Here is a 24,552-nt window from a genome sequence, read left to right on the forward strand (position 1 = left end):
CCCCGGTGCTACAGGCGTTGTTTCACCATACGTCAGCACAGTGCCGGATATGGAAGGACTTGAGACGCGGATCACAGGCGATCAAGGAACCGCGCTCATGGTTTTGAAGGCGGAACCATCCTGCCATCCATCGACCATAGGTCTGTACCACTAGGGGCGGCGCTGGCCGGGACCTCGATGTCCGACTTGTCCCTCGGTAAGAAACGGGGCCGTCGATCACACTTCGGGCGCTGGCCCCCGCGGACTACCATCAGCTCATGACCCGTGTACTGCTCGCCGAGGACGATGCGTCCATCTCGGAGCCGCTGGCCCGCGCCCTGCGCCGGGAAGGGTACGAGGTCGAGGTGCGTGAGGACGGACCGACCGCGCTCGACGCCGGGATGCAGGGCGGCATCGACCTGGTCGTGCTGGACCTGGGCCTGCCCGGCATGGACGGTCTGGAGGTGGCGCGCCGGCTGCGCGCCGAGGGCCACACCGTGCCCATCCTGATCCTGACCGCGCGCGCCGACGAGGTGGACACCGTCGTCGGGCTGGACGCGGGCGCCGACGACTACGTCACCAAGCCCTTCCGCCTCGCCGAACTGCTCGCCCGGGTCCGGGCCCTGCTGCGGCGCGGCTCCGCCGAGCCCGCGCAGCCGCCGGCCACCCACGGGGTGCGGATCGACGTCGAGTCGCACCGGGCGTGGATGGGCGAGGAGGAACTCCAGCTCACGGCGAAGGAGTTCGACCTGCTGCGGGTGCTGGTGCGGGACGCGGGCCGGGTCGTCACCCGCGACCAGCTCATGCGCGAGGTGTGGGACACCACCTGGTGGTCCTCCACCAAGACGCTGGACATGCACATCTCCTGGCTGCGCAAGAAGCTCGGGGACGACGCGGCCAACCCGCGGTACATCGCCACCGTGCGGGGTGTGGGCTTCCGGTTCGAGAAGAGCTGACCGGACCCGCGCTTCGAGAGCCGGGCCGGGTCCCGCCCCGGTTCGCCGACCCACCGCTGCGGAGAGCACCGTGCGCCGTCGTCTCATCCAGTCCACCCTCGCCGTCGTCCTCGTCGTCATCGCCGTGTTCGGGGTCTCGCTCGTGATCGTGGAGACCCGCACGATCAGCAACAGCGCCCAGGAGCGGGTGGACTCCGAGGCGCTGCGGCTGGCCAGCATCGTGGACAGCAGACTGGTGGGGGCGGAGGACGTCACCTCCGAGATACTGCGCGACCAGGTCGCGCAGGACCGGTACGCCGTGGTCCGCATCCCCGGGCGGGCGCCCATCGAGGTCGGCAGCAAGCCCGGCGGCGACGTCATCGAGTCCACGGCCAAGGGCGAGGAGGGCGAGAGCGTCCTGGTCCAGGAGCCGCGCTCCACGGTCACCCGGGAGGTCGGCCGGACCCTGCTGATCATCGCGCTGGTGGCGCTGCTCGCGGTGATCGCGGCGGTGCTGCTCGCCATCCGGCAGGCCAACCGGCTCGCGTCCCCGCTGACCGACCTCGCGGAGACCGCCGAACGCCTCGGCTCCGGCGACCCGCGCCCCCGCCACAAGCGCTACGGCGTCCCCGAGCTGGACCGGGTCGCCGACGTCCTGGACTCCTCGGCCGAGCGGATCGCCCGGATGCTCACCGCCGAACGCCGGCTCGCCGCCGACGCCTCCCACCAGCTCCGCACCCCGCTCACCGCGCTGTCGATGCGGCTGGAGGAGATCACCCTCACCGACGACCCGGACACGGTGAAGGACGAGGCGACGATCGCGCTCACCCAGGTCGAGCGGCTCACGGACGTCGTGGAACGCCTGCTGACCAACTCCCGCGACCCGCGCACCGGCTCCGCGGTCACCTTCGACCTCGACGAGGTCATCCAGCAGCAGCTCGCCGAGTGGCGCCCCGCCTACCGCGGGGTGGGCCGGGCCATCGTCAGCTCCGGCAAACGGCATCTGCGGGCGGTCGGCACCCCGGGCGCGGTCGCCCAGGTGCTGGCCGCGCTCATCGAGAACTCCCTGATGCACGGCGGCGGCACGGTCGCCCTGCGCACCCGCGTCACCGGCAACCAGGCCGTGATCGAGGTCACCGACGAGGGCCCCGGCATCCCCACCGAACTGGGCGCCCGCATCTTCGAGCGCGCCATCAGCGGCCGCAACTCGACAGGCATCGGCCTCGCCGTCGCCCGCGACCTGGCGGAAGCCGACGGCGGCCGCCTGGAAATGCTCCAGGTCCACCCCCCGGTCTTCGGCCTCTTCCTCTCCCGCACGGCCCCTTCGAAAAAGTCCCCGGAGAACGGCGAGACGACGGTGAGGTGAGGGGGCGTTGCGGGCTCGACCCAGGGCTTCGACGCGGCCTGCCTGCGCGCTCGGCCCCCGGCGAGGGCTGGGCCCGGTCTCGGCCCCGGGCTCCGACACGGCCTGCCTGCTCGCTCGGCCCCCGGCCAGGACTGGGCCCGGCCCCGGCCACGCGCTCGGCCTCGCCCTCACCTCCGAGCCCGGCCTCGCCGTCAGCCTCGGCGGGCCAGGAATCGGCCTCGGTCCCGGCATTTGCCCAGGACTCGGCTTCTGGCTCGGCTCCGGACTCCGGTTGGGCCCCAGCCCCGGGCCCGCCCCGGCTCTCGCCCTGGACTCCGGGCTCCGCCCCGGCCTGGGGCTCGGCCTCGTCCTTTCGACGCGGGCCCGGACACTCGACGCGGCCTCGGACACAGCACCGCCCCCGGCCCCAGACCTGGTCCCGGGCTCGTGCTCAGGCCCGCTGGCGGGCCTTCGGCTTGCGGGGCTGTTGGCGGGTTACGCGGGAGCTCTCGGCCACGAGGATGGATTCCGCGCGGGCCACCGTCTCCTTCGCGGGGAGGGTGCGGAAGACCCAGGTGCGGTAGGACCAGAAGCGGAACAGGGTGGCGACGCCGATGCCGAGGAACTTGAAGATGTTGCTCTGGAGCGGGGTGTCCCAGCCGAAGCCGTACGTCGCCGTGAACAGCAGGCCGTTCTCGATGACCAGGCCGACCACGCTGAACAGCAGGAACAGGGTCAGTTCCCGGGTCCGGCCGCTCTTGTCGCGGTCACGGTAGGTGAAGTACCGGAACCCGATGTAGTTGAAGATGATGGCCACGACCGTCGCGATGACGCTCGCGCGGACCACCGGCAGGTCCGTGACCTGACGGACGAGGTTGAAGACGCCCAGATTGACCAGAAGCCCCGCGCCACCCACGGCACCGAACTTCGCCAGCTCGCGGAAAAGGCGCCGCAACCTGGACGAATGCACCGACGACTGCCCCGAGGAACCATGTGCCATGGTCGTACAGGCCCCCGTCCGGGTTCGGTTTCGTCAACCCAGCCATGCTAACCACGACCCCCGCCGGTTTCCTGTGGTCGGACTCACGGGTCGGGCCACGAGAGGGCGAGAACCCGGGAAACGCCCGGTGTGAGCGCGGAAAGCGGACGGTAAGAGACCCGCGACGGCCGGCCGGAACGGCACGGGATCCGGCCGCACCGGCGCGGCCGATACCCTGGGGGCGTGACGTTCCCGGTAGTCGGCATGGTCGGCGGGGGTCAGCTCGCTCGTATGACACACGAGGCGGGCATCCCGCTCGGCATCAGGTTCAAGCTCCTCAGTGACACCCCGCAGGATTCCGCGGCGCAGGTGGTGAGCGAGGTCGTCGTCGGCGACTATCGCGACCTCGACACGCTCCGTGACTTCGCGCGGGGCTGCGATGTGATCACCTTCGATCACGAACACGTACCCACCGAACATCTCCGGGCCCTGGAGGCGGACGGCATCCCCGTCCGCCCCGGCCCGGACGCGCTCGTGCACGCCCAGGACAAGGGCGTGATGCGGGCCCGGCTCGACGCGATCGGCGTGCCCTGCCCACGGCACCGCATCGTCGCCGACCCGGCCGACGTGGCCGCCTTCGCGGCCGAGGGCGAGGGCTTCCCCGTCGTCCTCAAGACGGTCCGCGGCGGCTACGACGGCAAGGGCGTCTGGGTCGTCGACTCGGCCGAGGAGGCCGCGGAGCCGTTCCGCGCCGGCGTCCCCGTGCTCGCCGAGGAGAAGGTCGACTACGTCCGGGAGCTGGCCGCCAACGTCGTCCGCTCCCCGCACGGCCAGGCCGTCGCCTACCCGGTCGTCGAGTCCCGGCAGGTCGCCGGCGTCTGCGACACCGTGATCGCGCCCGCCCCCGACCTCGACGAGGCGCTCGCGCTGAAGGCCGAGGAGATGGCGCTCACGATCGCCAAGGAACTCGGCGTCGTCGGCCATCTCGCCGTCGAGCTGTTCCAGACCCGCGACGGCCGCATCCTCGTCAACGAACTGGCGATGCGCCCCCACAACTCGGGCCACTGGACCCAGGACGGCGCGATCACCAGCCAGTTCGCCAACCACGTCCGCGCGGTCCTCGACCTCCCGCTCGGCGATCCGCGCCCGCGCGCCCCCTGGACCGTAATGGTCAACGTCCTGGGCGGCGACTACCCGGACATGTACTCCGCGTATCTGCACTGCATGGCGCGCGACCCCCAGCTCAAGATCCACATGTACGGCAAGGACGTGAAGCCCGGCCGCAAGGTCGGACATGTCAACACCTACGGCGACGACCTCGACGACGTGCTGGAGCGCGCCCGTCACGCAGCCGGCTACCTGAGAGGCACGATCACCGAATGAGCCCCGTTGTTGGCATCGTCATGGGGTCGGACTCCGACTGGCCCGTGATGGAGGCCGCCGCCCAGGCCCTGGACGAGTTCGAGATCGCGTACGAGGTCGACGTCGTCTCCGCGCACCGCATGCCCCGCGAGATGATCGCGTACGGCGAGCAGGCGGCCGAGCGCGGCCTCAAGGTGATCATCGCCGGCGCCGGCGGCGCGGCCCATCTGCCCGGCATGCTCGCCTCGGTGACCCCGCTGCCGGTGATCGGCGTCCCGGTCCCGCTGAAGTACCTCGACGGCATGGACAGCCTGCTGTCGATCGTGCAGATGCCGGCCGGTGTCCCCGTCGCCACCGTCTCCGTCGCCGGCGCCCGCAACGCGGGCCTGCTCGCCGCCCGCATCCTCGCCTCCCACGACGAGGAACTGCTCGGCCGGATGCGCGAGTTCCAGCAGGAGCTGAACGACCAGGCCACCGAGAAGGGCAAGCGACTGCGGGCCAAGGCCGAGAACGCCGGCAGCGGCTTCGGCTTCGGGAAGTGACGCGGATGACCTCGCTGGACCGGGCCAGGGAACTGCTCGCCGAGTTCCCCGTGGCCGACGGGCACAACGACCTGCCCTGGGCCCTGCGCGAGCAGGTCCGCTACGACCTCGACGCCCGGGACATCGCCACCTCCCAGGCCGCCCACCTGCACACCGACATCCCCCGGCTGCGGGCCGGCGGCGTCGGCGCCCAGTACTGGTCGGTGTACGTGCGCGCGGACCTGCCCGACCCGGTCCCGGCGACGCTGGAGCAGATCGACTGCGTACGCCGGCTCATCGACCGCCACCCGGCCGACCTGCGCGCCGCGCTGACCGCCGCCGACATGGAGACGGCGCGCGAGCAGGGCCGTATCGCCTCGCTGATGGGCGCCGAGGGCGGGCACTCCATCGCCAACTCGCTCGGCACCCTGCGTGGCCTGTACGAGCTGGGCGTGCGGTACATGACGCTCACCCACAACGACAACGTGGACTGGGCGGACTCCGCGACGGACGAGCCCGGCGTGGGCGGTCTGTCGGCGTTCGGCCGCGAGGTCGTCCGCGAGATGAACCGGCTCGGCATGCTGGTGGACCTCTCGCACGTCGCGGCGACGACCATGCGGGACGCGCTGGACGCCTCCTCGGCGCCGGTGATCTTCTCCCACTCCTCGGCCCGCGCCGTCTGCGACCACCCGCGCAACGTCCCCGACGACGTCCTGGAGCGGCTGCCCGCCAACGGCGGCATGGCGATGGTCACCTTCGTGCCCAAGTTCGTGCTCCAGGCGGCCGTCGAGTGGACCGCGGCGGCCGGCGAGAACCTGCGCGCGCACGGCTTCTTCGACCTGGACACCACCGCCGAGGCGATGAAGGTCCACCGGGCCTTCGAGGAGGCCAACCCGCGCCCGGTCGCCACCGTCGCGACGGTCGCCGATCATCTGGACCACATGCGCGAGGCCGCCGGCATCGACCACCTCGGCATCGGCGGCGACTACGACGGGACGGCCTTCACCCCCGACGGCCTGAACGACGTCTCCGGCTACCCCAACCTGATCGCCGAACTCCTCGACCGCGGCTGGTCCACCGCCGACCTCGCCAAGCTGACCTGGAAGAACGCGGTCCGCGTCCTGGGCGCCGCGGAGGACGTCTCCCGCGCCCTTCAGACCACCCGCGGCCCGTCCCACGCGACGATCGAGTCGCTGGACGGCTGAGTCCGGTAGGGCTCCAGGAGGGTTGCACACGACCATGAGCGTTCTCATGTCCGCCGACGACCACGAGTCCTGGCAGGAGACCAGCTACCTGCTGCGCTCTCCTGCCAACGCCCGCCGTCTCATGGAGGCGGTCGCGCGCGACAAGGAGGGTTCCGCCGCGGTCCCCACGACGTCGGCGGAACCGCGCGCCCTGTCGGGTGACGAGTGACGAGTGACGACACGAACGTGAAGATCCTCAAGGCCCGGTACCACTACCGCGACTGACAGCCGCCCCGTCCCCTCAGGGCTGCTCGATCCGGCACAGGCAGAACGGGTGGCCCGCCAGGTCGGCGTACACCACGAAGTCCTTCTTCTCGCGGTTCTCCAGGTCCAGGGGGCGGGCGCCCAGCTCCCGTACCCGTTCCTCGGCCGCGTCCACCTCCGCCCAGGTGGTGCCCGCGTCCAGGTCGAGGTGGAACTGCTGCGGGTTGCGGTCGGCGCGGGGCCACTCGGGCGGGGTGTAGCCCTCGACCCGCTGGAACGCGAGGCGGGGGCCGCCGGGGATCCGCAGGACGTACCAGGAGTCCCCGCCGCCCTCCTCCGCCTCCGGTGTCCCGCCCAGGAACGCCGCGTAGAAGGCGGCGAGCGCGCCCGGATCGGGGCAGTCGAGCACCACGGAACGGAAACGGACTACGGGCGGCATGGGGCCCTCCTCGGCCGGTGGACGCGCGACCGCCGGATCAGCAGGCGCACAGACAGAACGGGTGCCCGGCCGGGTCCGCGTACACACGCCAGCTCCGCGAGCGGTCGTCCGTGTCGAGCGGCTTGGCCCCCAGCGCCAGGACCGACTGCTCCGCCGCGTCCAGGTCCTCGACGGTCAGGTCGAGATGGAACTGCTGGGACTGCTCGGGCGCCGGCCACGCGGGCGGGACGAACCCGGGGGCGGCCTGGAAGGCGAGCGTCCGCCCGTCCGGCACCTTGAGGTCCACCCACTCCTCGTCGCCCTCGACGGTGCCGCCCAGCACCTCGGCGTAGAAACCGGCGAGCGCGCGCGGGTCGGGGCAGTCCAGGACGACGGCACCCAGCTTGGCGACAGTCATGACTCCTCCTCGATACGGGGATACGGGGATACGGGGACACTGGGGTTACCTGCTGAGACGGGTAACCGGTAACCGTTACCCCATGCTCCCGTAGTGGCGGTAACCTCGCAAGGGGATTGCCGGACCGGGAGGTAGCGTGCGGCCATGAGCGAGAGAGCGCCCGCGCCGGGAGGGCTGGCCCTGGTCGAGTCCCTGGTCAACACCCTGGACCTGGAGTCGGGCGCCGACGCCCTCGACACCGCGGAAGGGCGGGCGCGGCTCGGCCTCGCCGACGACGAACTCCCCGCCGCCCGCGCCCTGCGCGAGTCCCTGCGCGCCACCCTGCTGGCCCACGCCGGCCACCCGCCGCACCGCGCCGTGACTCCGCTCGGCGACCTGCTCGCGGCCGCCCCGCTCCGCGTGACGGTCGACGCGCACGACGGCTCGGCCCGGCTCGCCCCCACCGACCCGGACCCGCTGCTCTCCCGAGTCGCCGCCGCCGTCGCGGAGGCGCTGGTCGCGGGCACCTGGGACCGGCTCAAGGCGTGCGAGGCGCCCACCTGCCACTGGGCGTACTACGACCGCAGCCCGGCCGGACGCGGCCGCTGGTGCTCGATGCAGGTGTGCGGAGCGCGCGCCAAGATGCGCCGCTACCGGGCCCGGGAAGCGTGATCCACAAGACGTTCTTACGCCATGTACCGGCCACGTGCGGCAGAATGCACGCAGACGCCGGTTCGGCCGACTGAGCCTCGGCCGAACCGGCGTCGTCCGTACGGCACGCGTACGCCGCAGGAATGCGTCAGGCGGTCGGGCGTCCCATCGCCCGGTACGTCCAGCCCGCGGCCCGCCACAGCGCCGGGTCCAGCGCGTTGCGCCCGTCGAGAATCAGCCGCACCGACGCGACCTCCCCGAGCGCCACCGGGTCCAGCTCCCGGAACTCCCGCCACTCGGTCAGATGCAGGACGACATCGGCGCCCCGGACGGCGTCCAGCGCGGTGTCGGCGTACCCGAGGGTCGGGAAGACCCGGCGGGCGTTCTCCATGCCCTTCGGGTCGTAGACGGTCACCTGGCCGCCCTGGAGGTGTATCTGCCCGGCCACGTTCAGCGCGGGCGAGTCGCGCACGTCGTCGGAGTCCGGCTTGAAGGTGGCGCCGAGCACCGCGACCCGCCGGCCCAGGAACGAACCGCCGCCCAGCGCCTCGCGGGCCAGCTCCACCATCTGCCCGCGCTGGCGCATGTTGATCGAGTCGATCTCGCGCAGGAAGGTCAGCGCCTGGTCGGCGCCCAGCTCACCGGCGCGCGCCATGAACGCCCGGATGTCCTTGGGCAGACAGCCGCCGCCGAAGCCGATCCCGGCCCGCAGGAACTTCTTGCCGATCCGGTCGTCGTACCCGATGGCCTCGGCGAGCTTGGCCACATCGCCGTCCGCGGCCTCGCACACCTCGGCCATCGCGTTGATGAAGGAGATCTTGGTGGCCAGGAAGGAGTTCGCGGCGGTCTTCACCAGCTCCGCCGTCGGGAAGTCGGTGACGACGAACGGCGACCCCTCCGCGACCGGCGTGGCGTACACCGCGCGCAGCAGCTTCTCGGCGCGCTCGCTGCGCACGCCGACGACGATCCGGTCCGGGTGCAGGGTGTCGTCGACGGCGAAGCCCTCGCGCAGGAACTCCGGGTTCCAGGCCAGCTCGGCCGCCGCGCCCGCCGGGGCCAGCTCGGCGATCGTCGCCGCCAGCCGGTCGGCGGAACCCACCGGCACGGTCGACTTGCCGACGACCAGCGCGGGCCGGGACAGATGCGGGGCCAGTGAGCCGATCGCGGACTCGACGTACGACATGTCGCAGGCGTACTCGCCGTGCTTCTGCGGTGTGTTCACGCAGACGAAGTGCACATCGCCGAACGCGCCGACCTCGGCCCAGTCCTGGGTGAAGCGCAGCCGTCCGGTGGAGCCCTCGATCCCGGCGACATGCCGGCGCAGCAGCTCTTCGAGCCCCGGCTCGTACATCGGGGTCTCGCCGCGCTCCAGTTTCTCGATCTTCTCCTTGACGACGTCCAGGGCGAGCACCTCGAAGCCCAGCTCGGCCATGGCCGCGGCGTGGGTGGCGCCGAGATAGCCGGTGCCGATCACGGTGATCTTGAGGCTCATGGATGCTCCAGGAAGAAAAGCCGGGGATGCGCGCTGCCTGAGCATAGTCGGGCGGGGACGGCCCTCTCACCGGGCGGTTTCCCGGGCCCGGACCGCGCCTCGTTCCGCCTTGTTGCCCACCTCACGTGCCACGGGCACGGGCGGAGCCTTAAAATTTGAGTTACTTAACGGTAATTAGCGTGATCACCCCAGCGTTCATGGAGCGTGAGAGACCTTGGCCGGATCGGCTGACTTCGACCTGTACCGCCCGTCCGAGGAGCACGACATGCTCCGCGACGCCATCCGCTCACTGGCCGAGGCGAAGATCGCGCCGTACGCCGCCGCGGTGGACGAGGAGGCCCGCTTCCCCCAGGAGGCGCTGGACGCCCTCGTGGCGAGCGACCTGCACGCCGTGCACGTACCCGAGACGTACGGCGGCGCGGGCGCGGACGCCCTCGCCACGGTGATCGTCATCGAGGAGGTGGCCCGCGCCTGCGTGTCCTCCTCGCTGATCCCCGCGGTGAACAAGCTGGGCTCGCTCCCGGTGATCCTCTCCGGCTCCGAGGAGCTGAAGAAGAAGTACCTCGGCCCGCTGGCCAAGGGCGACGCGATGTTCTCGTACTGCCTCTCCGAGCCCGACGCGGGCTCCGACGCGGCCGGTATGAAGACCAAGGCGGTCCGCGACGGCGACCACTGGATCCTCAACGGCGTGAAGCGCTGGATCACCAACGCGGGCGTCTCCGAGTACTACACGGTGATGGCCGTCACCGACCCCACCAAGCGCTCCAAGGGCATCTCCGCCTTCGTCGTCGAGAAGTCCGACCCGGGCGTCTCCTTCGGCGCCCCGGAGAAGAAGCTCGGTATCAAGGGCTCCCCGACCCGCGAGGTCTACTTCGACAACGTCCGCATCCCCGCCGACCGCATGATCGGCGAGGAGGGCACCGGCTTCGCCACCGCGATGGCCACCCTGGACCACACCCGCATCACCATCGCCGCCCAGGCCCTCGGTGTCGCCCAGGGCGCCTTCGACTACGCCAAGGGCTACGTCCAGGAGCGCAAGCAGTTCGGCAAGCCGATCGCCGACTTCCAGGGCATCCAGTTCATGCTGGCCGACATGGCCATGAAGATCGAGGCCGCCCGCCAGCTCACCTACGCGGCCGCCGCCAAGTCCGAGCGCGGCGACAGCGACCTCACCTTCCAGGGCGCGGCCGCCAAGTGCTTCGCCTCGGACGTCGCGATGGAGGTCACCACCGACGCCGTCCAGCTCCTCGGCGGCTACGGCTACACCCGCGACTACCCGGTGGAGCGCATGATGCGCGACGCGAAGATCACACAGATTTATGAAGGAACGAACCAGGTCCAGCGCATCGTGATGGCAAGGAACCTTCCCTAGTAGGGTTTTCGCAGGTCAGAGCTGTTTGGAAGGGTCGTTCTGGGCGCCATGCCGGGGATTTCCGGGTAGATGGCGGACCGAGGGCGGTCGCTGACCTGTACAAACAACACAGCCCCCGGCGCGACGCCGGGGGCTGTCGTCATACGGATCAGGCGACCTCTGATGCCTCCGTCGGATCGTCGGCACCAGGGGTCAACATTGTTGCGATGGCGTCCCGGCCGCGCTGCTCGGACCCTTCGAAGATGTAGTGGTAGTGCTCCCGCAGCACGTCCGTACTGCTGTGGCCCATCCAGTCGGCCACGTCGTTCTCGGGGACGCCGGCATACAGCAGTCGTGACCCGTAGTAGTGCCGGAGTGAGTGCGTCTTGCAGTAGTTCACCTGCCCCTTGCCCAGAGCCTCCATCCAGATCTTCGGGTAGAAGTAGGACGCGTAGAGATAGCCGGTCCGCGTCACGTTGGGGAAGAGGAGACGCTCCGGCCCCCATGCGCCGTGGTTCTTGATGTGCCGTCGAAGCTCAATCGCGACGTTCGGTGGAAGGGGGACCGTACGACCTGGCTCGTCCTTTTCACGAGCCTTGATGTGCCGACGTTGGATCGCGCTGTTCTTCCCCGACTCGGTGTCTCCGTCCTCCGCGATCTGGAAGTCCACACGAAGTGTCGCGGCCTTGAAGTCGACCTGATCGCGGGACACCGCCATGGCCTCACCCACCCGCAGGCCGCACCCTGCCATGAGCCATAGCATTGCGCGGTATCGCGCAGGAGCGGCGTTCAGCATCGCCAGAACTTCCCGCGTCGTGAGCCGCCTTGCGGTGTTCTTCTGCTCCCGGATCTCCTTGGTACGGCTGCCCGCGCCCTTGACCTGCTTGCACGGGTTCCGGCCGACGATCTCGTTGACGACAGCCCAGTCCATCATCCCGGAGAAGAACGAGAACCGCTGACGCCGTGTGCGGGCGGACAGCCTTCGGTCATGCTCCATCCACAAGAGCCATTGCTCAACATCAGCGCTTCTCAAGGACACGATGGAGCGTGCTTTGAAGAACGGCTGAATGGTCGTCTTGAGGATGGACCGGTATTGCTTCCTTGTACTGTTCTCCAACTTTCTTTGATTCGTCCACTGCTCCCACACGTGCGTCACGGGTTGCTTGCCGTGCGGGTCGTACCAAGACGTCGCCCTTGTCACTGGCGGCCCCCTCCTGCTGCCGGCGACGCACGGGCCCGCCCCGCCGTCGCGCCGGTCACTCTCCGGCGTTCTCAAGTGTGCGCACTGGCCACCCTGTGTTGTCAACCCAGGGTGGGACCCCCTGGGTGTGTTAACTTGGGTGATATGGAAGCGGATGGCAGTGGGTTCGAGATCACTCAGCGGCAGGGCGCCTGGGTGGTCCGTATGTGGTGGCCCGTGGGGCCGGTCAACGGCGGGCCGCAGCGGATCATCATCGAGTCGGGCGAAGACGCCCCTGCTCGTGAGGTGGCTCGGGGTATCTCGACCACTGTCCTGCGCAGGCTCGATGTGGCCGCAGCCCTGGAGTTGGCCAGGCAGGCTCCCGAAGCCCGGCGAACGTTGGAGGAAGCGGCGGGGAAGCTGAATGGGATGGGAGAGGCGGCGGGGCTCGCCCTAGAAGGCGAAGGCGTCTCAGACCGGTACTTGGCCCTGCTTGTTGCCACGTATACCGCCATGGCGGATTCTGGAACTCCCGCGCCCATTCCTTGGCTGGCACGGCTCATCGGCCGCCGACCTGAGACGGTGAAGGATCACCTGAAACGGGCCAGAAGGGACGGTTTCTTGACCACGGTTGCTGGTAAGGCGGGTGGAGAGTTGACGGGCAAGGCCAGAACGGCACTTGCGGAATTGGCCGAAGCAGGCAGTCAAGGTGACTGAACCGCATTTCTCTTTATGCTGGTTTCGGTTGTTTGACCGGCTGTTGCTGGTGGCCGCGGCACGTTCTCAACAAGGGTCAGTGCTCGTACCCCTCCGCCAACCGCCGCTCCCGGAGTTCCCGGATCGCCCGGCGGCGGGCCAGGCGGTGGGTGCGGCGGATCTGGGCCTCCTGGTAGCGGCGTTCGTCGCGTTCCGTCTCCGGGAGGACCGGGGGGACCGTGCGCGGCTTGCCGTCGGCGTCCACGGCCGCGAAGACCAGGTAGGCCGAGCCGACCTGGGTGGGCGGCGCCGATTCGTTCCAGCGTTCGGCGAGGACCCGGACGCCGACCTCCATCGAGGTCCGGCCGGTCCAGTTGACCTGGGCCTTCACATGGACGAGATCGCCGACGCGGACCGGTTCGAGGAAGGCCATCTCGTCCATGGACGCGGTGACGGCGGGACCGCCGGAGTGCCGTCCGGCCACGGCGCCCGCCGCGTCGTCGACGAGTTTCATGATCACACCGCCGTGCACCGTGCCCAGGAGGTTGGTGTCGTTGTGGGTCATGATGTGGCTGAGCGTGGTGCGGGACGCGGACGTGGGCTTGCCCGGGATGTCCGGGGTGTCCGAGTCCGCTGCGGTGACCTGGTCTGTCATGTCCTCCACCTTATGCCGAGGGGGACAAGCCGGAACTTTGTGTCAGCTTGGCAACAGCGGGGCTGTGATTTTCCGACGCCCCTATGGGGGACACAGCCGCTGCCTGCACACTGGTCCGCATGAACGATTGGCCCGAGGGATGGTCCGACAGCGACCGCGGCTCCCGGTACGGAAACGGCAGCGCCGCCGCACAGCCCGAGAGCGCGCGCGTCATGCGGCAGGTCCGGCGCGGCCCCGCCGCCCCGCCGCACGGCGCCGGCGTTCCCCAGCAGCCGTCGTACGTCAACGGCCAGGGGTACGGCGACTACACCGACGCCCGGCAGACCGGCTACGACAGCGGCTACAACACGGGCCAGGTCTACGGCGGTCCCGGCGGCCCGGGCGGCCCCGGCCCGGAGGACCCCTACGGCTCCGCCCCGCGCCCCGCGCCGAACTGGCGGCGGCGCATCAAGTGGACCGCGATCACCGTCGTGAGCGTCCTCGTCGTGACGACCGTGGGCACCTACTTCTGGGCCGACGGCAAGCTCAAGCGCGAGGTCGACCTCTCCAAGGTCATCGACCGTCCCGAGGCCGGCGAGGGCACCAACTTCCTCATCGTCGGCTCCGACAGCCGTGAGGGCATGTCCGCCGAGGACAAGAAGAAGCTGCACACCGGCTCCGCCGAGGGCAAGCGCACCGACTCGATGATGATCCTGCACACCGGGTCCAACGGCGACACCCTCATCTCGCTGCCCCGCGACTCGGACGTGGAGATACCGTCCTTCGTCGGCTCCGAGTCCGGCAAGACGTACAAGGGCACCGGCCGGCACACCAAGCTGAACGCCGCCTACGCCGAGGACGGCCCCGAACTCCTCGTGCGCACCGTCGAGTTCAACACCGGCCTGCACATCGACCACTACGTCGAGATCGGCTTCGCCGGCTTCGCGAACATCGTGGACGCCGTCGGCGGCGTCGAGATGGACATCCCGCAGGACATCAAGGACACCAAGTCCGGCGCCGACTTCAAGAAGGGCAAGCAGACCCTGGACGGCCAGGAGGCCCTCGCCTTCGTCCGCACCCGGTACGCGCTCGCCGGCTCCGACCTGGACCGCACCAAGAACCAGCAGAAGTTCCTCGCCGCCCTCGCCAACCAGGTGGCCACCCCGGGCACGGTCCTCAACCCGTTCAAGCTCTACCCGACCATGAGCGCGGGCCTGGACACCCTGATCGTCGACAAGGACATGGGCCTGTACGACCTGGGCTCGATGTTCTTCGCGATGAAGGGCGTCAACAGCGGCGACGGCAAGTCGATGAACATGCCGATCTCCGGTTCCACCGGCGGCAACCTCGTCTGGGACAAGGCGAAGGTGAAAAAGCTGGTCGAGCAGCTCAAGAACGACGAGAAGGTGACGGTCTCGGGTGGCTGACACCCCCGGCGCCAGACCGGCGCCCGCCATCGGACCGGTGCCCTCCACCGGACCGCCGTTCGACGCCGTCCTGTGCGACGTCGACAACGTGATACGGCACTTCGACTCCGCCCACCTGGAGGCGCTGGAGCGCGCCGCGGGCCTCGCGGAGGGCACGACCAAGAAGGTGGCGTTCTCCCCGGAGGTCGACGGACCGCTCCTGCTGGGCCGGATCACCGAGCAGGAGTGGGTGGCGGCCATCGCCGAGGGCCTCGCCGGACTCGTGGACGACGAGACGGGCTGGGCCCTGGGCACCGCCCTCCTGGAGTCGCCCTTCCACGCCGACGAGGCCGTGGTGACCCTGCTGCGCCGGGCCCGGGTCCGGGTGCCGGTGGTCCTCGTCTCCAACGCCACCCTCGGCCTGGAGCGCGACCTCGACGCCCTGGGCCTGTCCGAACTCGCCGACCACGTCGTCAGCAGCGCCCGTGTCCAGCTCGCCAAGCCCGACCCGCGCATCCTGCACCTCGCGGCGGCCAGGGCGGGCGCACGGCCCGAGCGGTGCCTGTTCGTGGACGACACCGAGGAGAACGTGGCGGCCGCGGCCGCGCTCGGCATGCGCGCCGTCCACTTCCGCGAAGCGGCCGACCTTGAGCGGGAGTTGGCGCCGCTCCTCGGCTGAGCCGGCCCCGGACGGCAGCACTCGGGGGCACCCGCGGGGGCGCCCCCGAGCGGTCGCGCGGCGGTGTCACATCGTGGCGCCCGCCATCGCGCGGCACATCTCGGCGCAGCGGCGACAGGAGTCGGCGCAGCGCATCATCTGCGGATCGTCCGGCATGGACATACACGCCTCGGCACACATGTCACAGGCCGTGGCGCACATCGCGCACATCTCGGCGGCGAGCGGCGAACGCCGCATCATCATGTCGGCGCACATCCGGGTCGTCTCGGAGCAGTCCATGAGCGCGCGCATGATCTGCATCTGGGCCTGGCCGCCCATGTTCATGCAGGCGCTCATGGTCTCCTCGCACACGCCGTGGCACGCCATGCACGCCTGGACGGCGTCCTGCATCTCCTGGGTCATGGTCGTCATGGATCCGGACTGGGTCATGGCTCCTCCTGCGGGGTGAGAGGCCGCCCGGGCGGGCCCCGGGCCCTGCCTGCCCTTCCGTCCTACGCCCGCCCGCCCCCGCCCGCCATCCGGAGACACGCCGCGCTCAGGGACAGCCCACCTCGTTGCCCCGTACCACCTCGGACTCCTTGCCCACCGGCTCCGGGCCGCGCACCGGACGGACCTCGTGGAACTCCGTGCCGGCGATCACCTTCAGGGTGGGGCCGAGCCCGGGGACGGCCTTCAGCTCGGCGCCGGGCAGCGCGGCGGCCAGGGAGCGCGCCGAGCGGTCCCAGCGGGGGTCGTAGGCGACGACCGTACGCCGTACGGTCCGGTCGGCGGCGTCGACGGGGCGGCGGGTGGTGCGGAAGCCGGTCGCCGCCAGGGCGGTGTCGACGCGGTGTCCGAGCCCCTTCTCCGAGGTGCCGTTCTCCACCTGCACGTTGATCTGCTGCGGGGCCACCGCCACCCGCGGCGCCGGTGCGGTGCGCGCCTTCGGCGCCGTCGCCAGCGGCTTGTCGTCGCGCAGCGCCCGGAAGAGCCGTTCCGACTTCTCCGGGTCCCACTTCAGCGTCGAGCCGATGCCCTTGACCGTGAAGCCCATCGTGCCGATGGGCACGGTCGTGAACTCGGAGGACGACGGCGAGAACGTCCGCATCGCCCGCCCCAGGTCCAGCAGCTCGTCGGTGCCGAAGCCGCGGTCGGCCCGCACCGAGCCCAGCACCGCCCGGGTCACGTCCCGGAACTTCAGCGGGTTCAGCAGGATCCCGGACGAGGTGGCCTGCGCCACCAGCGAGGCCAGGAACCGCTGCTGGCGCTTCATCCGGCCCAGGTCCGAGGAGGCGTCGGCATGCCGGGAGCGGACGTACTGGAGCGCCGCCCCGCCCCGCAGGGTGTGGGTGCCGGGCGCCAGGTCGAGGCCCGTGTACGTGTCCTTGAGCGGCTGGGCGGTGCAGATCTTCACACCGCCGACGACGTCCACCGTCTTCATGAAGCTCGCGAAGTCGACCTCCAGATAGTGGTCGATCTTCACGTGCGTCATGCTCTCCACCGTGCGCACGGTGAGCTGCGGACCGCCCTCCGCGTAGGCGGCGTTCAGCTTGATCGGATGACCGCGGTGCTCCTTGCCGGTGACCTGGTCGGTGTGCGGGGGCGTCTCGGCGTAGGAGTCGCGCGGCAGGCTGACCACGCTGGCCCGCTCCCGGTCCTCCGAGATGTGCACGATCATGATCGTGTCGGTGCAGTTGCAGGGCGCCCCGCCGAGCCGGAAGCGGCGCCGCTCGGTGTCGTCGATCTTGTCGCGGCCGTCGGTGCCGACCAGCAGCACGTTCATGCCGTGACCCGCGCGGGGACGGTTCTTCATGTCCTTGAAGGGGTCCACCCGGGCGATGTCCGCGTCGAGGCTGGTGACCACCGAGTGACCGATGCCGGCCGAGGCGAGGACGACGACGGACAGCGTGGTCGCCGCCCGCATGGCCCAGCGGGGCCGGCGTCTGCGGACGGGGCGCACCGGGGGGCGCGGCGGACGGCGCCGGGACCGGGGCGGCGGTGTGGCGGGCATGGGGACACCTCCGGGCGACGGCCTGGGCGGGGGGAGCCGTGAGTACCGTAGGCCCGTACGATCTGTCGCCCGGGGCAGCGCACCCGGCGGGGCGCACCGCTGTCCCCCGTTCGCGGTAACGTGAGCCCCCTATGAACGCCAAGTCCGACGTGCAGCTCCCCGCCGTGTCCGTCATCATGCCCGTCCTCAACGAGGAACGGCATCTGCGCGGAGCCGTCCAAGCGATCCTCGCGCAGGAGTACGCCGGCGAGATGGAGGTCGTGATCGCCCTCGGTCCGTCCACGGACCGTACGGACGAGATCGCGGCCCAGCTCGTCGCCGAGACCGCGTCGAGCGAGAACAAGCGGGTGCACACGGTCCCCAATCCGACCGGCCGCACCCCCGCCGCCCTCAACGCCGCGATCAAGGCGTCCCGCCATCCGGTCGTCGTCCGCGTCGACGGGCACGGCATGCTCTCGCCCGACTACATCACCACCGCCGTACGGCTCCTGGAGGAGACCGGCGCGCAGAACGTCGGCGGCATCATGCACGCCGAGGGTGAGAACGACTGGGAGCACGCGGTGGCCGCCGCGATGACCTCGAAGATCGGCGTCGGCAACGCCGCCTTCCACACCGGCGGCCAGGCCGGGCCCGCCGAGACGGTCTACCTCGGGGTGTTCCGGCGCGCGGCGCTGGAGCAGCAGGGCGGCTACAACGAGGAGTTCATCCGTGCCCAGGACTGGGAGCTGAACTTCCGGATCCGCGAGGCCGGCGGGCTGATCTGGTTCTCGCCGGAGCTGAAGGTGTCGTACCGGCCGCGGCCCAGCGTGAAGGCGCTCGCCAAGCAGTACAAGGACTACGGCCGCTGGCGGCACGTCGTCGCCCGCTACCACGAGGGCTCGATCAACCTGCGCTACCTGGCCCCGCCCACCGCGGTGTGCCTGATAGCGGCCGGGATCGTGGTGGGCGCGGCGCTCACCCCGCTCGGTTTCGTCGTCCCCGGCGGCTACCTCGCGGCGATCGCCGCCGGGTCGGTGCCGGCCGGCAAGGGGCTGCCGCTCAGGGCGCGGCTCCGGATCCCCGTCGCGCTGGCCACCATGCACATGTCGTGGGGGTTCGGCTTCCTCACCAGCCCCAGGTCGCTGGCGCGGAAGGTCATCGCCTCGCGGCGCCCCGCGGTCCTCAGCTCCTCCTGACGAAGCTCCCGCGAGGGAGCTTTCCTGAGAAAGCCCTCGCGGGGAAGCCCCGCCGGACCCGGTCTACCAGCTATAGGCCGGGTCCACGTGCATGCACTGGCTCTCGTCGGCGCCGTTCATCGCCTGCGCCGACTCGGGCGTGGTGTCGTCGTCCTCCTTCTTCTCCGGCGCCTTGTAGGTGTCGCCGGAGCGCCAGTCGGCGCCCACGAAGAGGGTGACGCCGGAGACGTCGGTGGACTTCTTCACCTGGTCCGCCGGGATGCCGAGGACCGTGGCGACGCGCAGCGCGTCGGCCTGGAGGTCGGTGCTCGGGTAGCGGATCACCGTGGTCTCCTCGGAGGTGGCCGCGGAGGTGTCCGCGAGGGCCCCCGTGAGCCCCTTGTCCTGGAGCAGCCCGGTGACCGCCGTCGCCCGGCCGCCGGCCGGGGCCAGCGTGTCGGTACGGGTGCCGTTGTGCACCTGCACCGCGATCTTCTCGTCGGCGGCGGCCACGTCGGTGACCGTCGGCGCGGGGCTCGCGGTGGGCTTCTTCTTGTCCTTGCCGTCCAGCGCGATGTCCTCGCGCACCAGCCGGAACAGCTTGTCGGCGTCCTCGGTGGGCACGACCCGGCCGGTGTCGTAGGTGTCGTACCGGTTGGGCATCGTCGTCATGGTGATGCGCTCGGTGGGCACCTTCTGAAGCTCGGTGGCCAGGTCGTACATCTTGGTGATGCTGCCCAGCCCGTCGTCCACGGTGATCGCCTTCGTGGCCGCCTCGGCCAGCTTGCGCAGCGAGTTCGGCTTGGTCAGCTTCGCCTCCGAGCGGAGCTGACGGACCATCGAGTTCATGTACATGTGCTGGGCCTTGGCCCGCGCGAGGTCGGTGTCGTCCTCGAAGCCGTAGCGGGTGCGCAGCCACTGGAGGGCCTGCTCGCCCTTGACGGCGGTGGTGCCCTCCTCCAGCTTCAGACCGGAGCCCTTGCCGGTGCTGGTGTGCGAGTGGACGTTGGCGTCCACGCACACCGGGACGCCGCCGATGGCGTCCGCCATCGACACCACCCCCGCGAAGTCGATCATCATGAAGTGGTCGATGTGGATGTCGGTGAGCTTCTCCCAGGTGGCGACCGTGCAGCCGGGGCCCCCGCGGCCCAGGGACTCGTTCGTCATGGCACGGTCGCTCGCCCCGTACACCTTCCCGGACTCGGGGTCGGTGCACTTGGGGATGGAGAGCAGGGTGTCGCGCGGCATGCTCACCACGGACATGTTGGTGCGGTCCGCGGAGACGTGCAGCAGCATCTGGACGTCGGCGAGCGGCGGGCCGTCGAAGGTGTCCCGGGCGCCGCCGAGCTTCTGGTTCTCGGTGGAGTCCCGGGCGTCCGAGCCGATCAGCAGGATGTTCAGCGCGGTCTGCCCGGCCGAGTTGGCCCGGGTCTGCGACGCGCGGTCCTTGGCGTCGCCGAGGTTGAGGTCGGCGCTCTTGATGTTGGCGTTGAGATGACGGTAGTAGAGGTATCCGGCGCCGGCCGTCCCGAGTATGACCAGCGCCAGCACGGACGCCGACCAGCGCAACGCGCGTCGACGGCGGCGTCTGCGGTCCGCGGGACGACGGCCGCCCGCGCCGCTGTCGCCGTCGCCGGTGCCGTCCTGGCCGCCGTCGCCGCTGCCCTTGCCGCCGTGCTCGCTCTGCGACGCGTCGCCGTCCCGCTGTGCCGGGAACGCCGTCTCCGCGTCCTCGGCCGCCGGTACCTCCGCGCGCACCCCGCTTCTCCCCGCCATACCCCTGCCCCTCCCCGCCGAACGCCTGACACGGGCCCGTCCCGCGTCCAGTCAGACGCACGACGGGCCCGAAGGGTTACCCCTGTTCGCCTACCCGGCTTTCACCGATCGGCGCCTACTTGGCGCACTGCACCTTGTCCGCCGTGGACTTCTGCACCGAGTCCGGCACCTTCGTCGCCGCCGTCAGCGGCACACCGGCGCCCTTGAAGTCCTTGCCCAGGGTCAACGTCATCGTCGGCAGTCCCTGCGCGTTCTGGACGCTCTCGCCCGGCTTCAGCGCGGTCCCCGGCAGGCCCATGATCTCGGCCAGCCTGCGGGCCTGGTCCGCCTGGTCGGGGTCGTACTCCAGCGTGGTCCTGCTGAGCGCCTCGGGCGCGTTGCCCGCGTTCTCGGACTTGGTGACGCCCTCGTCGATCTGGAGCCAGTTGAGGGTCTCCTGCGCGCTGCCGGCCGGGGCGCCGCCGTTCATCACCTGCACCCGGACCTCCGAGGCGGCGGACTTGGTCCCCTTCAGCCGGGCCGCTGCCGCCGCGGCCGCCGCGTCCTTGGACGCCTTGGCCTTCTGCTTCACCTCGGTGAAGGACACATCGTCCTTGATCATCTGGAAGACGGTGGGTGCCGTCGACTCGTTCAGGACGACGGTGGCCTTGACTTTCTCCGCCGGGTTGTCGACCACCGGCACCGTGGTGAAGGTCAGGTTCTTCACATTGAGCTTGCCCAGCTCCAGACCGAGGTCCTTGAGCTTGTCGATGCTGTCCAACTTCGAGTCGACGGTGAGCGCCTTGGTGCCCGCCTCCGCCAGCTTGATCATCTTGGTGGGGCTGGAGAGCGTGTCGTTCGACTTCAGCTTGCGCATCAGCGCGCTGAGGAACTGCTGCTGGATCTCGATACGGCTCAGGTCGCCGCCGAAGCCCACCGAATGCCGGGTGCGCACGAAGGCCAGCGCCTCCTCGCCCTCGATGGTGTGCGTGCCCTTGGACAGCTTCAGATGGGAGTCCGGGTCGTCGATGTCCTTGGCCAGACAGACCTCCACGCCGCCGACCGCCGAGGTCAGCGTCTTGACCGCGTTGAAGTCGGCCACCATGAAATTGTCGGCCTGGATCCCGGTCAGCTCGGTGACCGTGCGCACGGTGCAGCTCGGGGTGCGCTCCTCCTGGCCGAGGCTGGTGTTGAACCGGACACCCTGGGTGCCCTTGATCACCTTGGTGCTGCCGTCCTCCTGCGTGGTCGGGCAGTCCGGGACGTCCACGATCAGGTCGCGCGGGATGCTCAGCGCGGTCGCGTTCGTCCGGTCCTTGGAGACGTGCAGCAGGATCGTGGTGTCCGCGTGGCCGACGCTGTTGGCGTCGCCGTAGCCCTTGTTGCCGGAGCCGGTGCGCTTGTCGGTGCCGATCAGCAGGATGTTGATCGCCTTGTCCGTGCTGAAGCCGCCGGTGCTCGCGCCGTCGTCGGAGACGGACGTGATGTTGTCGTTGAGGTGCTGGAGATAGAGGTAGGCCGCGCCGGCCGTGCCCACCAGCAGGAAGGCCATCGTCCCGCCGGTCCACAGCAGGATCTTCCTCGCCCGCGACTTCTTCTTCACCGGACGGCGGCCGCGCCGGTTCGGCGGCTCCTCCGGCACACCGCGGCGGCGGCGCGGCGCCGGGACCCGGCCCGGTGCGTCGTCGTCGTAGTCGTCGGCGTCGGAGTCCGACTCCCGGTCGGGTGCCGTCGAACGGCCCCGTGCCGCGCCCGGCGGCGGACCGCCGGCCGGTGCTCCCGGTGCTCCTGCGCGGGAGGCGACCCTACGGGGTCCGGGGACCGCCGATTGCGGAGCGGAAGGAGTCAGTCGCAGTTCGTATTCGCCGGTTCTCGGGTTGAGCACCCACTGGTCTGCGGGGTCGATGTCGTCCGCCCGCCCACGGCCTTGCGCGTCCACGGTTGTCTGAATCCTCCGTCGGGGCCACGCGGCGCCTCTCCCCCTCAAAAGGCGCTCGGGTCGTCACGCTCAATCAGTCGGTTTCGCTGGGTCGCTCGGTGCACGGCGCCAGGACGGACCTCGCGGCCGGGTGCACCGGATCGCTCACACTATCCGGCCGGTTCGGCGTGGAGCGACGCCCGTGACACATTCCACGTCCCTACAACCGGGCAATCCGGCGCATTTCTTTGAACTGGAGTTCCCCATAGGGCACACCTTGACAACCGCTTTACCCGCAGCCGTCCTCGGCGGCGGTGTTCCCGCGGAACGTGGGGGCGGGGGGAGTGGGCGAAATCCCGGGCGAAACACCGGGTGGGAGCGCACGGACCCCGTACGGACCGTGGTCGCCCGACTCCGTAGGGATTGTTTTCATGGGAAGTTCCTGAGAAACCACGACGGGTGCGTCGGTGCGCAGCCGCTCGAAGAGTTTCTCCGCCTCGGGCTCCACCAGTTGGTCGCGATTGACGTTGTAGACGTACGACTCCCGCGGAACGGTCAGGAATTGCACGGCTTCGGTGGGAATGTCGCGCAGACCCCGCACCAGGTCGTAGAGCCCGCGCAGGCTCGCCAGGTCCGGGTCGGTGGTGAGGGAGGAGGTGGCCGCGTCCAGCACCGGGTACAGCTTCGCCGGGTTCAGCAGGACGTCGTTGCTCTGCACCTTGTTGACGAGCGCCCCGAGGAAGCGCTGCTGCCGGTCCATCCGGTCGGTGTCGCTGCCGTTGCCCAGCGACTTGCGCGCCCGCACGTACGCCAGCGCCTGCTCCCCGTCGAGCGTCACCCGGCCCGCGGGCAGCCGCAGCTTCGCCGCCTTGTCGACGACCGGTGCCGTCAGACACACCTGGACGCCGTCGACCGCGTCCACCATCTCCTTGAAGCCGCTGAAGTCGACCACCATGTGATGGTCGATCCGCACCCCGGTGAGCTGCTCCACCGTCCGGATCGTGCAGGCCGAACCGCCGGTCTCGAAGGCGTAGTTGAACATCGCGAACATCGGCTCGGTGCGGGTGCCGTCCGGCTTCAGACAGGCCGGCACGTCCACCATCAGGTCCCGGGGTATGGAGACGGCGGTCGCGCTGTGCCGCCCGGCGGCCAGGTGCAGCAGGATCACGGTGTCCGACCGCTCGGTGCCCGAGTCCCTGCCGTACTTGGCGTTGTCCTCGCCCGCGCGCGAGTCGGACCCGATCAGCAGGATGTTCTGCGCGTCCTTCACCAGCGAGGTCGGCCGCTCCCCGGCGTACCGCTCCAGCTCCGCGGCGGCGGCCTCGTCGGCCGTGATGTTCCCGTCGAGCTTCGCGTACAGCGCCCACCCGGCGACCCCGGCCCCCACCACGAGCACCGCCGCCACCCCGGCCCCGTACCGCACCCACCGCCGCCGACGCCGCCGCGCCAGCCCGCGCCCGTCGGCGGAGGCCCCCACCCCCGGCCCGAGAGGCCGCCCCGAACTGTCGATTTCGCCCACGCCTGGAAACACCCCTCCCACGTCCAGCGGTACGAACGGGCCGCGCTGCTCCTCCTACGACCATGGCGGCTCGGGGGGTGGGGTGCGGGCGGGGGTGGGCTGAACGGGTGACGGGGGCTGTGCCCTTGTCGCGTGTTCGGCGCGGGCCCTGCCGGGCCCCGGGTGGCGGCGTGCGAGGCCCTGCCGGGCCTCCTGGGCAACGGCGCGCGAACGGGCGCCCGGCCCCCGGTGTCCGGACCGGGCTGGAGGGCCGTCACCGGTTGGGCGGGGGAGCTTCGGAGGGAGCGCCTCGCCGGCGGTGGGTTCGGTGGGGGCCGGTCCGGCGGCCGGGGGCGCGAGGGGAGCGGCGGGTGAGCGGGTTCGACGGGCGAGGGCCGACGGTTCGGCGGGGATCCGGTGTCGGCCGCGCCACGCCTTGCCGGTCGCCCGGCGTGGGACACCGACGGCTGGGCGCCGGCCAGGCGGGCCCGGAGCGGCCCCGCCCAGTCCTGCGTTGCGCGGGGGTGCTTTCAAGCAAGAGGGAGGCGCCTGACGGGCGCGAGCGTCCCCGCCAGGCCCTCCGTTCCGCGCGCCCGAGGTGCTGCCGAGGGGAGGTGCCCCGGGCGGCGGGTCATCCGGTGCCGGTGAACGGGGGGCGGCGTTTCGTGGGGGTAGGGGGAGAGACAGGGGGCGTGCCGGTGGGGATTTCGCGTCGGCTCTGCGAGGTCCTGCCGGCCGTCCGGCGTGAGGCGTCGGTGGCTGGA

23 protein-coding genes are annotated in these 24,552 nt (G+C 70.7%); 12 read left to right on the forward strand and 11 right to left on the reverse strand.

Features of this window, described 5'->3' with window-relative positions; all coding sequences use genetic code 11:
* Nucleotides 1–257: 257 nt before the first annotated feature.
* Both G6W55_RS26815 and G6W55_RS26820 read left to right on the forward strand, forming a co-directional pair.
* Nucleotides 258–935: a response regulator transcription factor gene (locus tag G6W55_RS26815; RefSeq protein ID WP_175523384.1), complete on the forward strand. Its 678-nt coding sequence runs from the start codon at nucleotides 258–260 to the stop codon at nucleotides 933–935.
* A 70-nt stretch (nucleotides 936–1,005) separates the two neighbouring features.
* Complete coding sequence (locus G6W55_RS26820) at nucleotides 1,006–2,280, forward strand: HAMP domain-containing histidine kinase (protein WP_175523385.1); 1,275 nt, start codon at nucleotides 1,006–1,008, stop codon at nucleotides 2,278–2,280.
* Between the two features lie 430 nt (nucleotides 2,281–2,710).
* On the opposite strand, the gene G6W55_RS26825 is transcribed toward G6W55_RS26820, so the two are convergent.
* The gene (locus G6W55_RS26825; RefSeq protein ID WP_175523386.1) at nucleotides 2,711–3,259 is read right to left on the reverse strand and encodes a GtrA family protein; all 549 of its coding nucleotides are present in this window, start codon (nucleotides 3,257–3,259) and stop codon (nucleotides 2,711–2,713) included.
* 222 nt (nucleotides 3,260–3,481) lie between these two features.
* Between G6W55_RS26825 and G6W55_RS26830 the strand changes: the two genes are divergently transcribed.
* The 4 genes from G6W55_RS26830 to G6W55_RS26845 are packed head-to-tail and all read left to right on the forward strand — an operon-like array spanning nucleotide 3,482 to nucleotide 6,534.
* Nucleotides 3,482–4,621 (forward strand): 5-(carboxyamino)imidazole ribonucleotide synthase, encoded by a 1,140-nt coding sequence (locus tag G6W55_RS26830; protein ID WP_030792767.1) that lies wholly within the window; start codon nucleotides 3,482–3,484, stop codon nucleotides 4,619–4,621.
* Nucleotides 4,618–5,142 carry a 5-(carboxyamino)imidazole ribonucleotide mutase gene (purE, locus tag G6W55_RS26835; RefSeq protein WP_175523387.1) on the forward strand — a complete coding sequence of 175 codons (525 nt, stop codon included), beginning with the start codon at nucleotides 4,618–4,620 and terminating at the stop codon, nucleotides 5,140–5,142. The genes G6W55_RS26830 and purE overlap by 4 nt, the downstream gene beginning before the upstream one ends.
* 5 nt (nucleotides 5,143–5,147) lie before the next feature.
* Entirely contained in the window at nucleotides 5,148–6,326 is a 1,179-nt protein-coding gene (locus G6W55_RS26840; protein ID WP_175523388.1) for a dipeptidase, read from the forward strand.
* A gap of 34 nt (nucleotides 6,327–6,360) precedes the next feature.
* On the forward strand, nucleotides 6,361–6,534 hold the full coding sequence (locus tag G6W55_RS26845; RefSeq protein ID WP_375372476.1) for a type II toxin-antitoxin system Phd/YefM family antitoxin: 174 nt from the start codon (nucleotides 6,361–6,363) through the stop codon (nucleotides 6,532–6,534).
* A gap of 72 nt (nucleotides 6,535–6,606) precedes the next feature.
* Here the strand turns inward: G6W55_RS26845 and G6W55_RS26850 are convergent, their stop codons facing one another.
* Together G6W55_RS26850 and G6W55_RS26855 are read right to left on the reverse strand one after the other, a co-directional pair.
* Nucleotides 6,607–7,008, reverse strand: coding sequence for a VOC family protein (locus G6W55_RS26850; RefSeq protein WP_175523389.1), 402 nt, complete (start codon nucleotides 7,006–7,008; stop codon nucleotides 6,607–6,609).
* A gap of 37 nt (nucleotides 7,009–7,045) precedes the next feature.
* Complete coding sequence (locus tag G6W55_RS26855; protein ID WP_078633708.1) at nucleotides 7,046–7,405, reverse strand: VOC family protein; 360 nt, start codon at nucleotides 7,403–7,405, stop codon at nucleotides 7,046–7,048.
* Nucleotides 7,406–7,549: 144 nt separating this feature from the next.
* Between G6W55_RS26855 and G6W55_RS26860 the strand changes: the two genes are divergently transcribed.
* Nucleotides 7,550–8,056 carry a CGNR zinc finger domain-containing protein gene (locus tag G6W55_RS26860; RefSeq protein WP_175523390.1) on the forward strand — a complete coding sequence of 169 codons (507 nt, stop codon included), beginning with the start codon at nucleotides 7,550–7,552 and terminating at the stop codon, nucleotides 8,054–8,056.
* A gap of 127 nt (nucleotides 8,057–8,183) precedes the next feature.
* Here the strand turns inward: G6W55_RS26860 and G6W55_RS26865 are convergent, their stop codons facing one another.
* On the reverse strand, nucleotides 8,184–9,527 hold the full coding sequence (locus G6W55_RS26865) for a UDP-glucose/GDP-mannose dehydrogenase family protein (RefSeq protein ID WP_175523391.1): 1,344 nt from the start codon (nucleotides 9,525–9,527) through the stop codon (nucleotides 8,184–8,186).
* A gap of 214 nt (nucleotides 9,528–9,741) precedes the next feature.
* Here G6W55_RS26865 and G6W55_RS26870 point away from each other — a divergent pair, with 214 nt between their 5' ends.
* Entirely contained in the window at nucleotides 9,742–10,899 is a 1,158-nt protein-coding gene (locus G6W55_RS26870; RefSeq protein WP_078633706.1) for an acyl-CoA dehydrogenase, read from the forward strand.
* A 148-nt stretch (nucleotides 10,900–11,047) separates the two neighbouring features.
* Here the strand turns inward: G6W55_RS26870 and G6W55_RS26875 are convergent, their stop codons facing one another.
* A complete protein-coding gene (locus G6W55_RS26875; protein WP_175523392.1) occupies nucleotides 11,048–12,079 on the reverse strand; it encodes a site-specific integrase in 1,032 nt (343 codons plus the stop codon).
* A gap of 144 nt (nucleotides 12,080–12,223) precedes the next feature.
* On the opposite strand from G6W55_RS26875, the gene G6W55_RS26880 reads away from it, so the two are divergent.
* A complete protein-coding gene (locus G6W55_RS26880; RefSeq protein ID WP_175523393.1) occupies nucleotides 12,224–12,775 on the forward strand; it encodes a hypothetical protein in 552 nt (183 codons plus the stop codon).
* Between the two features lie 76 nt (nucleotides 12,776–12,851).
* On the opposite strand, the gene G6W55_RS26885 is transcribed toward G6W55_RS26880, so the two are convergent.
* Nucleotides 12,852–13,409: an acyl-CoA thioesterase gene (locus tag G6W55_RS26885; protein WP_175523394.1), complete on the reverse strand. Its 558-nt coding sequence runs from the start codon at nucleotides 13,407–13,409 to the stop codon at nucleotides 12,852–12,854.
* Between the two features lie 119 nt (nucleotides 13,410–13,528).
* Here G6W55_RS26885 and G6W55_RS26890 point away from each other — a divergent pair, with 119 nt between their 5' ends.
* Together G6W55_RS26890 and G6W55_RS26895 are read left to right on the forward strand one after the other, a co-directional pair.
* Nucleotides 13,529–14,815 (forward strand): LCP family protein, encoded by a 1,287-nt coding sequence (locus tag G6W55_RS26890; RefSeq protein ID WP_175523395.1) that lies wholly within the window; start codon nucleotides 13,529–13,531, stop codon nucleotides 14,813–14,815.
* Nucleotides 14,808–15,473 (forward strand): HAD-IA family hydrolase, encoded by a 666-nt coding sequence (locus tag G6W55_RS26895; protein ID WP_309243823.1) that lies wholly within the window; start codon nucleotides 14,808–14,810, stop codon nucleotides 15,471–15,473. The genes G6W55_RS26890 and G6W55_RS26895 overlap by 8 nt, the downstream gene beginning before the upstream one ends.
* 66 nt (nucleotides 15,474–15,539) lie before the next feature.
* On the opposite strand, the gene G6W55_RS26900 is transcribed toward G6W55_RS26895, so the two are convergent.
* Together G6W55_RS26900 and G6W55_RS26905 are read right to left on the reverse strand one after the other, a co-directional pair.
* Nucleotides 15,540–15,902 carry a four-helix bundle copper-binding protein gene (locus tag G6W55_RS26900; RefSeq protein WP_030792825.1) on the reverse strand — a complete coding sequence of 121 codons (363 nt, stop codon included), beginning with the start codon at nucleotides 15,900–15,902 and terminating at the stop codon, nucleotides 15,540–15,542.
* Between the two features lie 106 nt (nucleotides 15,903–16,008).
* Entirely contained in the window at nucleotides 16,009–17,463 is a 1,455-nt protein-coding gene (locus G6W55_RS26905) for an LCP family protein (RefSeq protein ID WP_175523396.1), read from the reverse strand.
* Nucleotides 17,464–17,594: 131 nt separating this feature from the next.
* Here G6W55_RS26905 and G6W55_RS26910 point away from each other — a divergent pair, with 131 nt between their 5' ends.
* A complete protein-coding gene (locus G6W55_RS26910; RefSeq protein WP_175523397.1) occupies nucleotides 17,595–18,638 on the forward strand; it encodes a glycosyltransferase family 2 protein in 1,044 nt (347 codons plus the stop codon).
* 63 nt (nucleotides 18,639–18,701) lie between these two features.
* Here G6W55_RS26910 and G6W55_RS26915 read toward each other — a convergent pair whose 3' ends face one another.
* The 3 genes from G6W55_RS26915 to G6W55_RS26925 all read right to left on the reverse strand — a co-directional run bounded on the left by G6W55_RS26915 (nucleotide 18,702) and on the right by G6W55_RS26925 (nucleotide 23,800).
* On the reverse strand, nucleotides 18,702–20,393 hold the full coding sequence (locus G6W55_RS26915; protein ID WP_175523398.1) for an LCP family protein: 1,692 nt from the start codon (nucleotides 20,391–20,393) through the stop codon (nucleotides 18,702–18,704).
* 115 nt (nucleotides 20,394–20,508) lie between these two features.
* Nucleotides 20,509–22,311, reverse strand: a complete 1,803-nt coding sequence (locus G6W55_RS26920) for an LCP family protein (RefSeq protein ID WP_175523399.1) — start codon at nucleotides 22,309–22,311, stop codon at nucleotides 20,509–20,511.
* A gap of 268 nt (nucleotides 22,312–22,579) precedes the next feature.
* Complete coding sequence (locus G6W55_RS26925) at nucleotides 22,580–23,800, reverse strand: LCP family protein (RefSeq protein ID WP_107419283.1); 1,221 nt, start codon at nucleotides 23,798–23,800, stop codon at nucleotides 22,580–22,582.
* Nucleotides 23,801–24,552: the final 752 nt, after the last annotated feature.

It is taken from the genome of Streptomyces sp. CAI-85 (assembly GCF_013363615.1).
Lineage (GTDB): Bacteria > Actinomycetota > Actinomycetes > Streptomycetales > Streptomycetaceae > Streptomyces > Streptomyces antibioticus_B.

Coding starts and splice junctions, on each gene's coding strand:
- G6W55_RS26815 (WP_175523384.1), top strand. CDS start 258: ATGACCCGTGTACTGCTCGCCGAGGACGATGCGTCCATCTCGGAGCCG.
- G6W55_RS26825 (WP_175523386.1), bottom strand. CDS start 3,259: ATGGCACATGGTTCCTCGGGGCAGTCGTCGGTGCATTCGTCCAGGTTG.
- purE (WP_175523387.1), top strand. CDS start 4,618: ATGAGCCCCGTTGTTGGCATCGTCATGGGGTCGGACTCCGACTGGCCC.
- G6W55_RS26840 (WP_175523388.1), top strand. CDS start 5,148: ATGACCTCGCTGGACCGGGCCAGGGAACTGCTCGCCGAGTTCCCCGTG.
- G6W55_RS26845 (WP_375372476.1), top strand. CDS start 6,361: ATGAGCGTTCTCATGTCCGCCGACGACCACGAGTCCTGGCAGGAGACC.
- G6W55_RS26850 (WP_175523389.1), bottom strand. CDS start 7,008: ATGCCGCCCGTAGTCCGTTTCCGTTCCGTGGTGCTCGACTGCCCCGAT.
- G6W55_RS26855 (WP_078633708.1), bottom strand. CDS start 7,405: ATGACTGTCGCCAAGCTGGGTGCCGTCGTCCTGGACTGCCCCGACCCG.
- G6W55_RS26860 (WP_175523390.1), top strand. CDS start 7,550: ATGAGCGAGAGAGCGCCCGCGCCGGGAGGGCTGGCCCTGGTCGAGTCC.
- G6W55_RS26865 (WP_175523391.1), bottom strand. CDS start 9,527: ATGAGCCTCAAGATCACCGTGATCGGCACCGGCTATCTCGGCGCCACC.
- G6W55_RS26880 (WP_175523393.1), top strand. CDS start 12,224: ATGGAAGCGGATGGCAGTGGGTTCGAGATCACTCAGCGGCAGGGCGCC.
- G6W55_RS26885 (WP_175523394.1), bottom strand. CDS start 13,409: ATGACAGACCAGGTCACCGCAGCGGACTCGGACACCCCGGACATCCCG.
- G6W55_RS26890 (WP_175523395.1), top strand. CDS start 13,529: ATGAACGATTGGCCCGAGGGATGGTCCGACAGCGACCGCGGCTCCCGG.
- G6W55_RS26900 (WP_030792825.1), bottom strand. CDS start 15,902: ATGACCCAGTCCGGATCCATGACGACCATGACCCAGGAGATGCAGGAC.
- G6W55_RS26905 (WP_175523396.1), bottom strand. CDS start 17,463: ATGCCCGCCACACCGCCGCCCCGGTCCCGGCGCCGTCCGCCGCGCCCC.
- G6W55_RS26910 (WP_175523397.1), top strand. CDS start 17,595: ATGAACGCCAAGTCCGACGTGCAGCTCCCCGCCGTGTCCGTCATCATG.
- G6W55_RS26915 (WP_175523398.1), bottom strand. CDS start 20,393: ATGGCGGGGAGAAGCGGGGTGCGCGCGGAGGTACCGGCGGCCGAGGAC.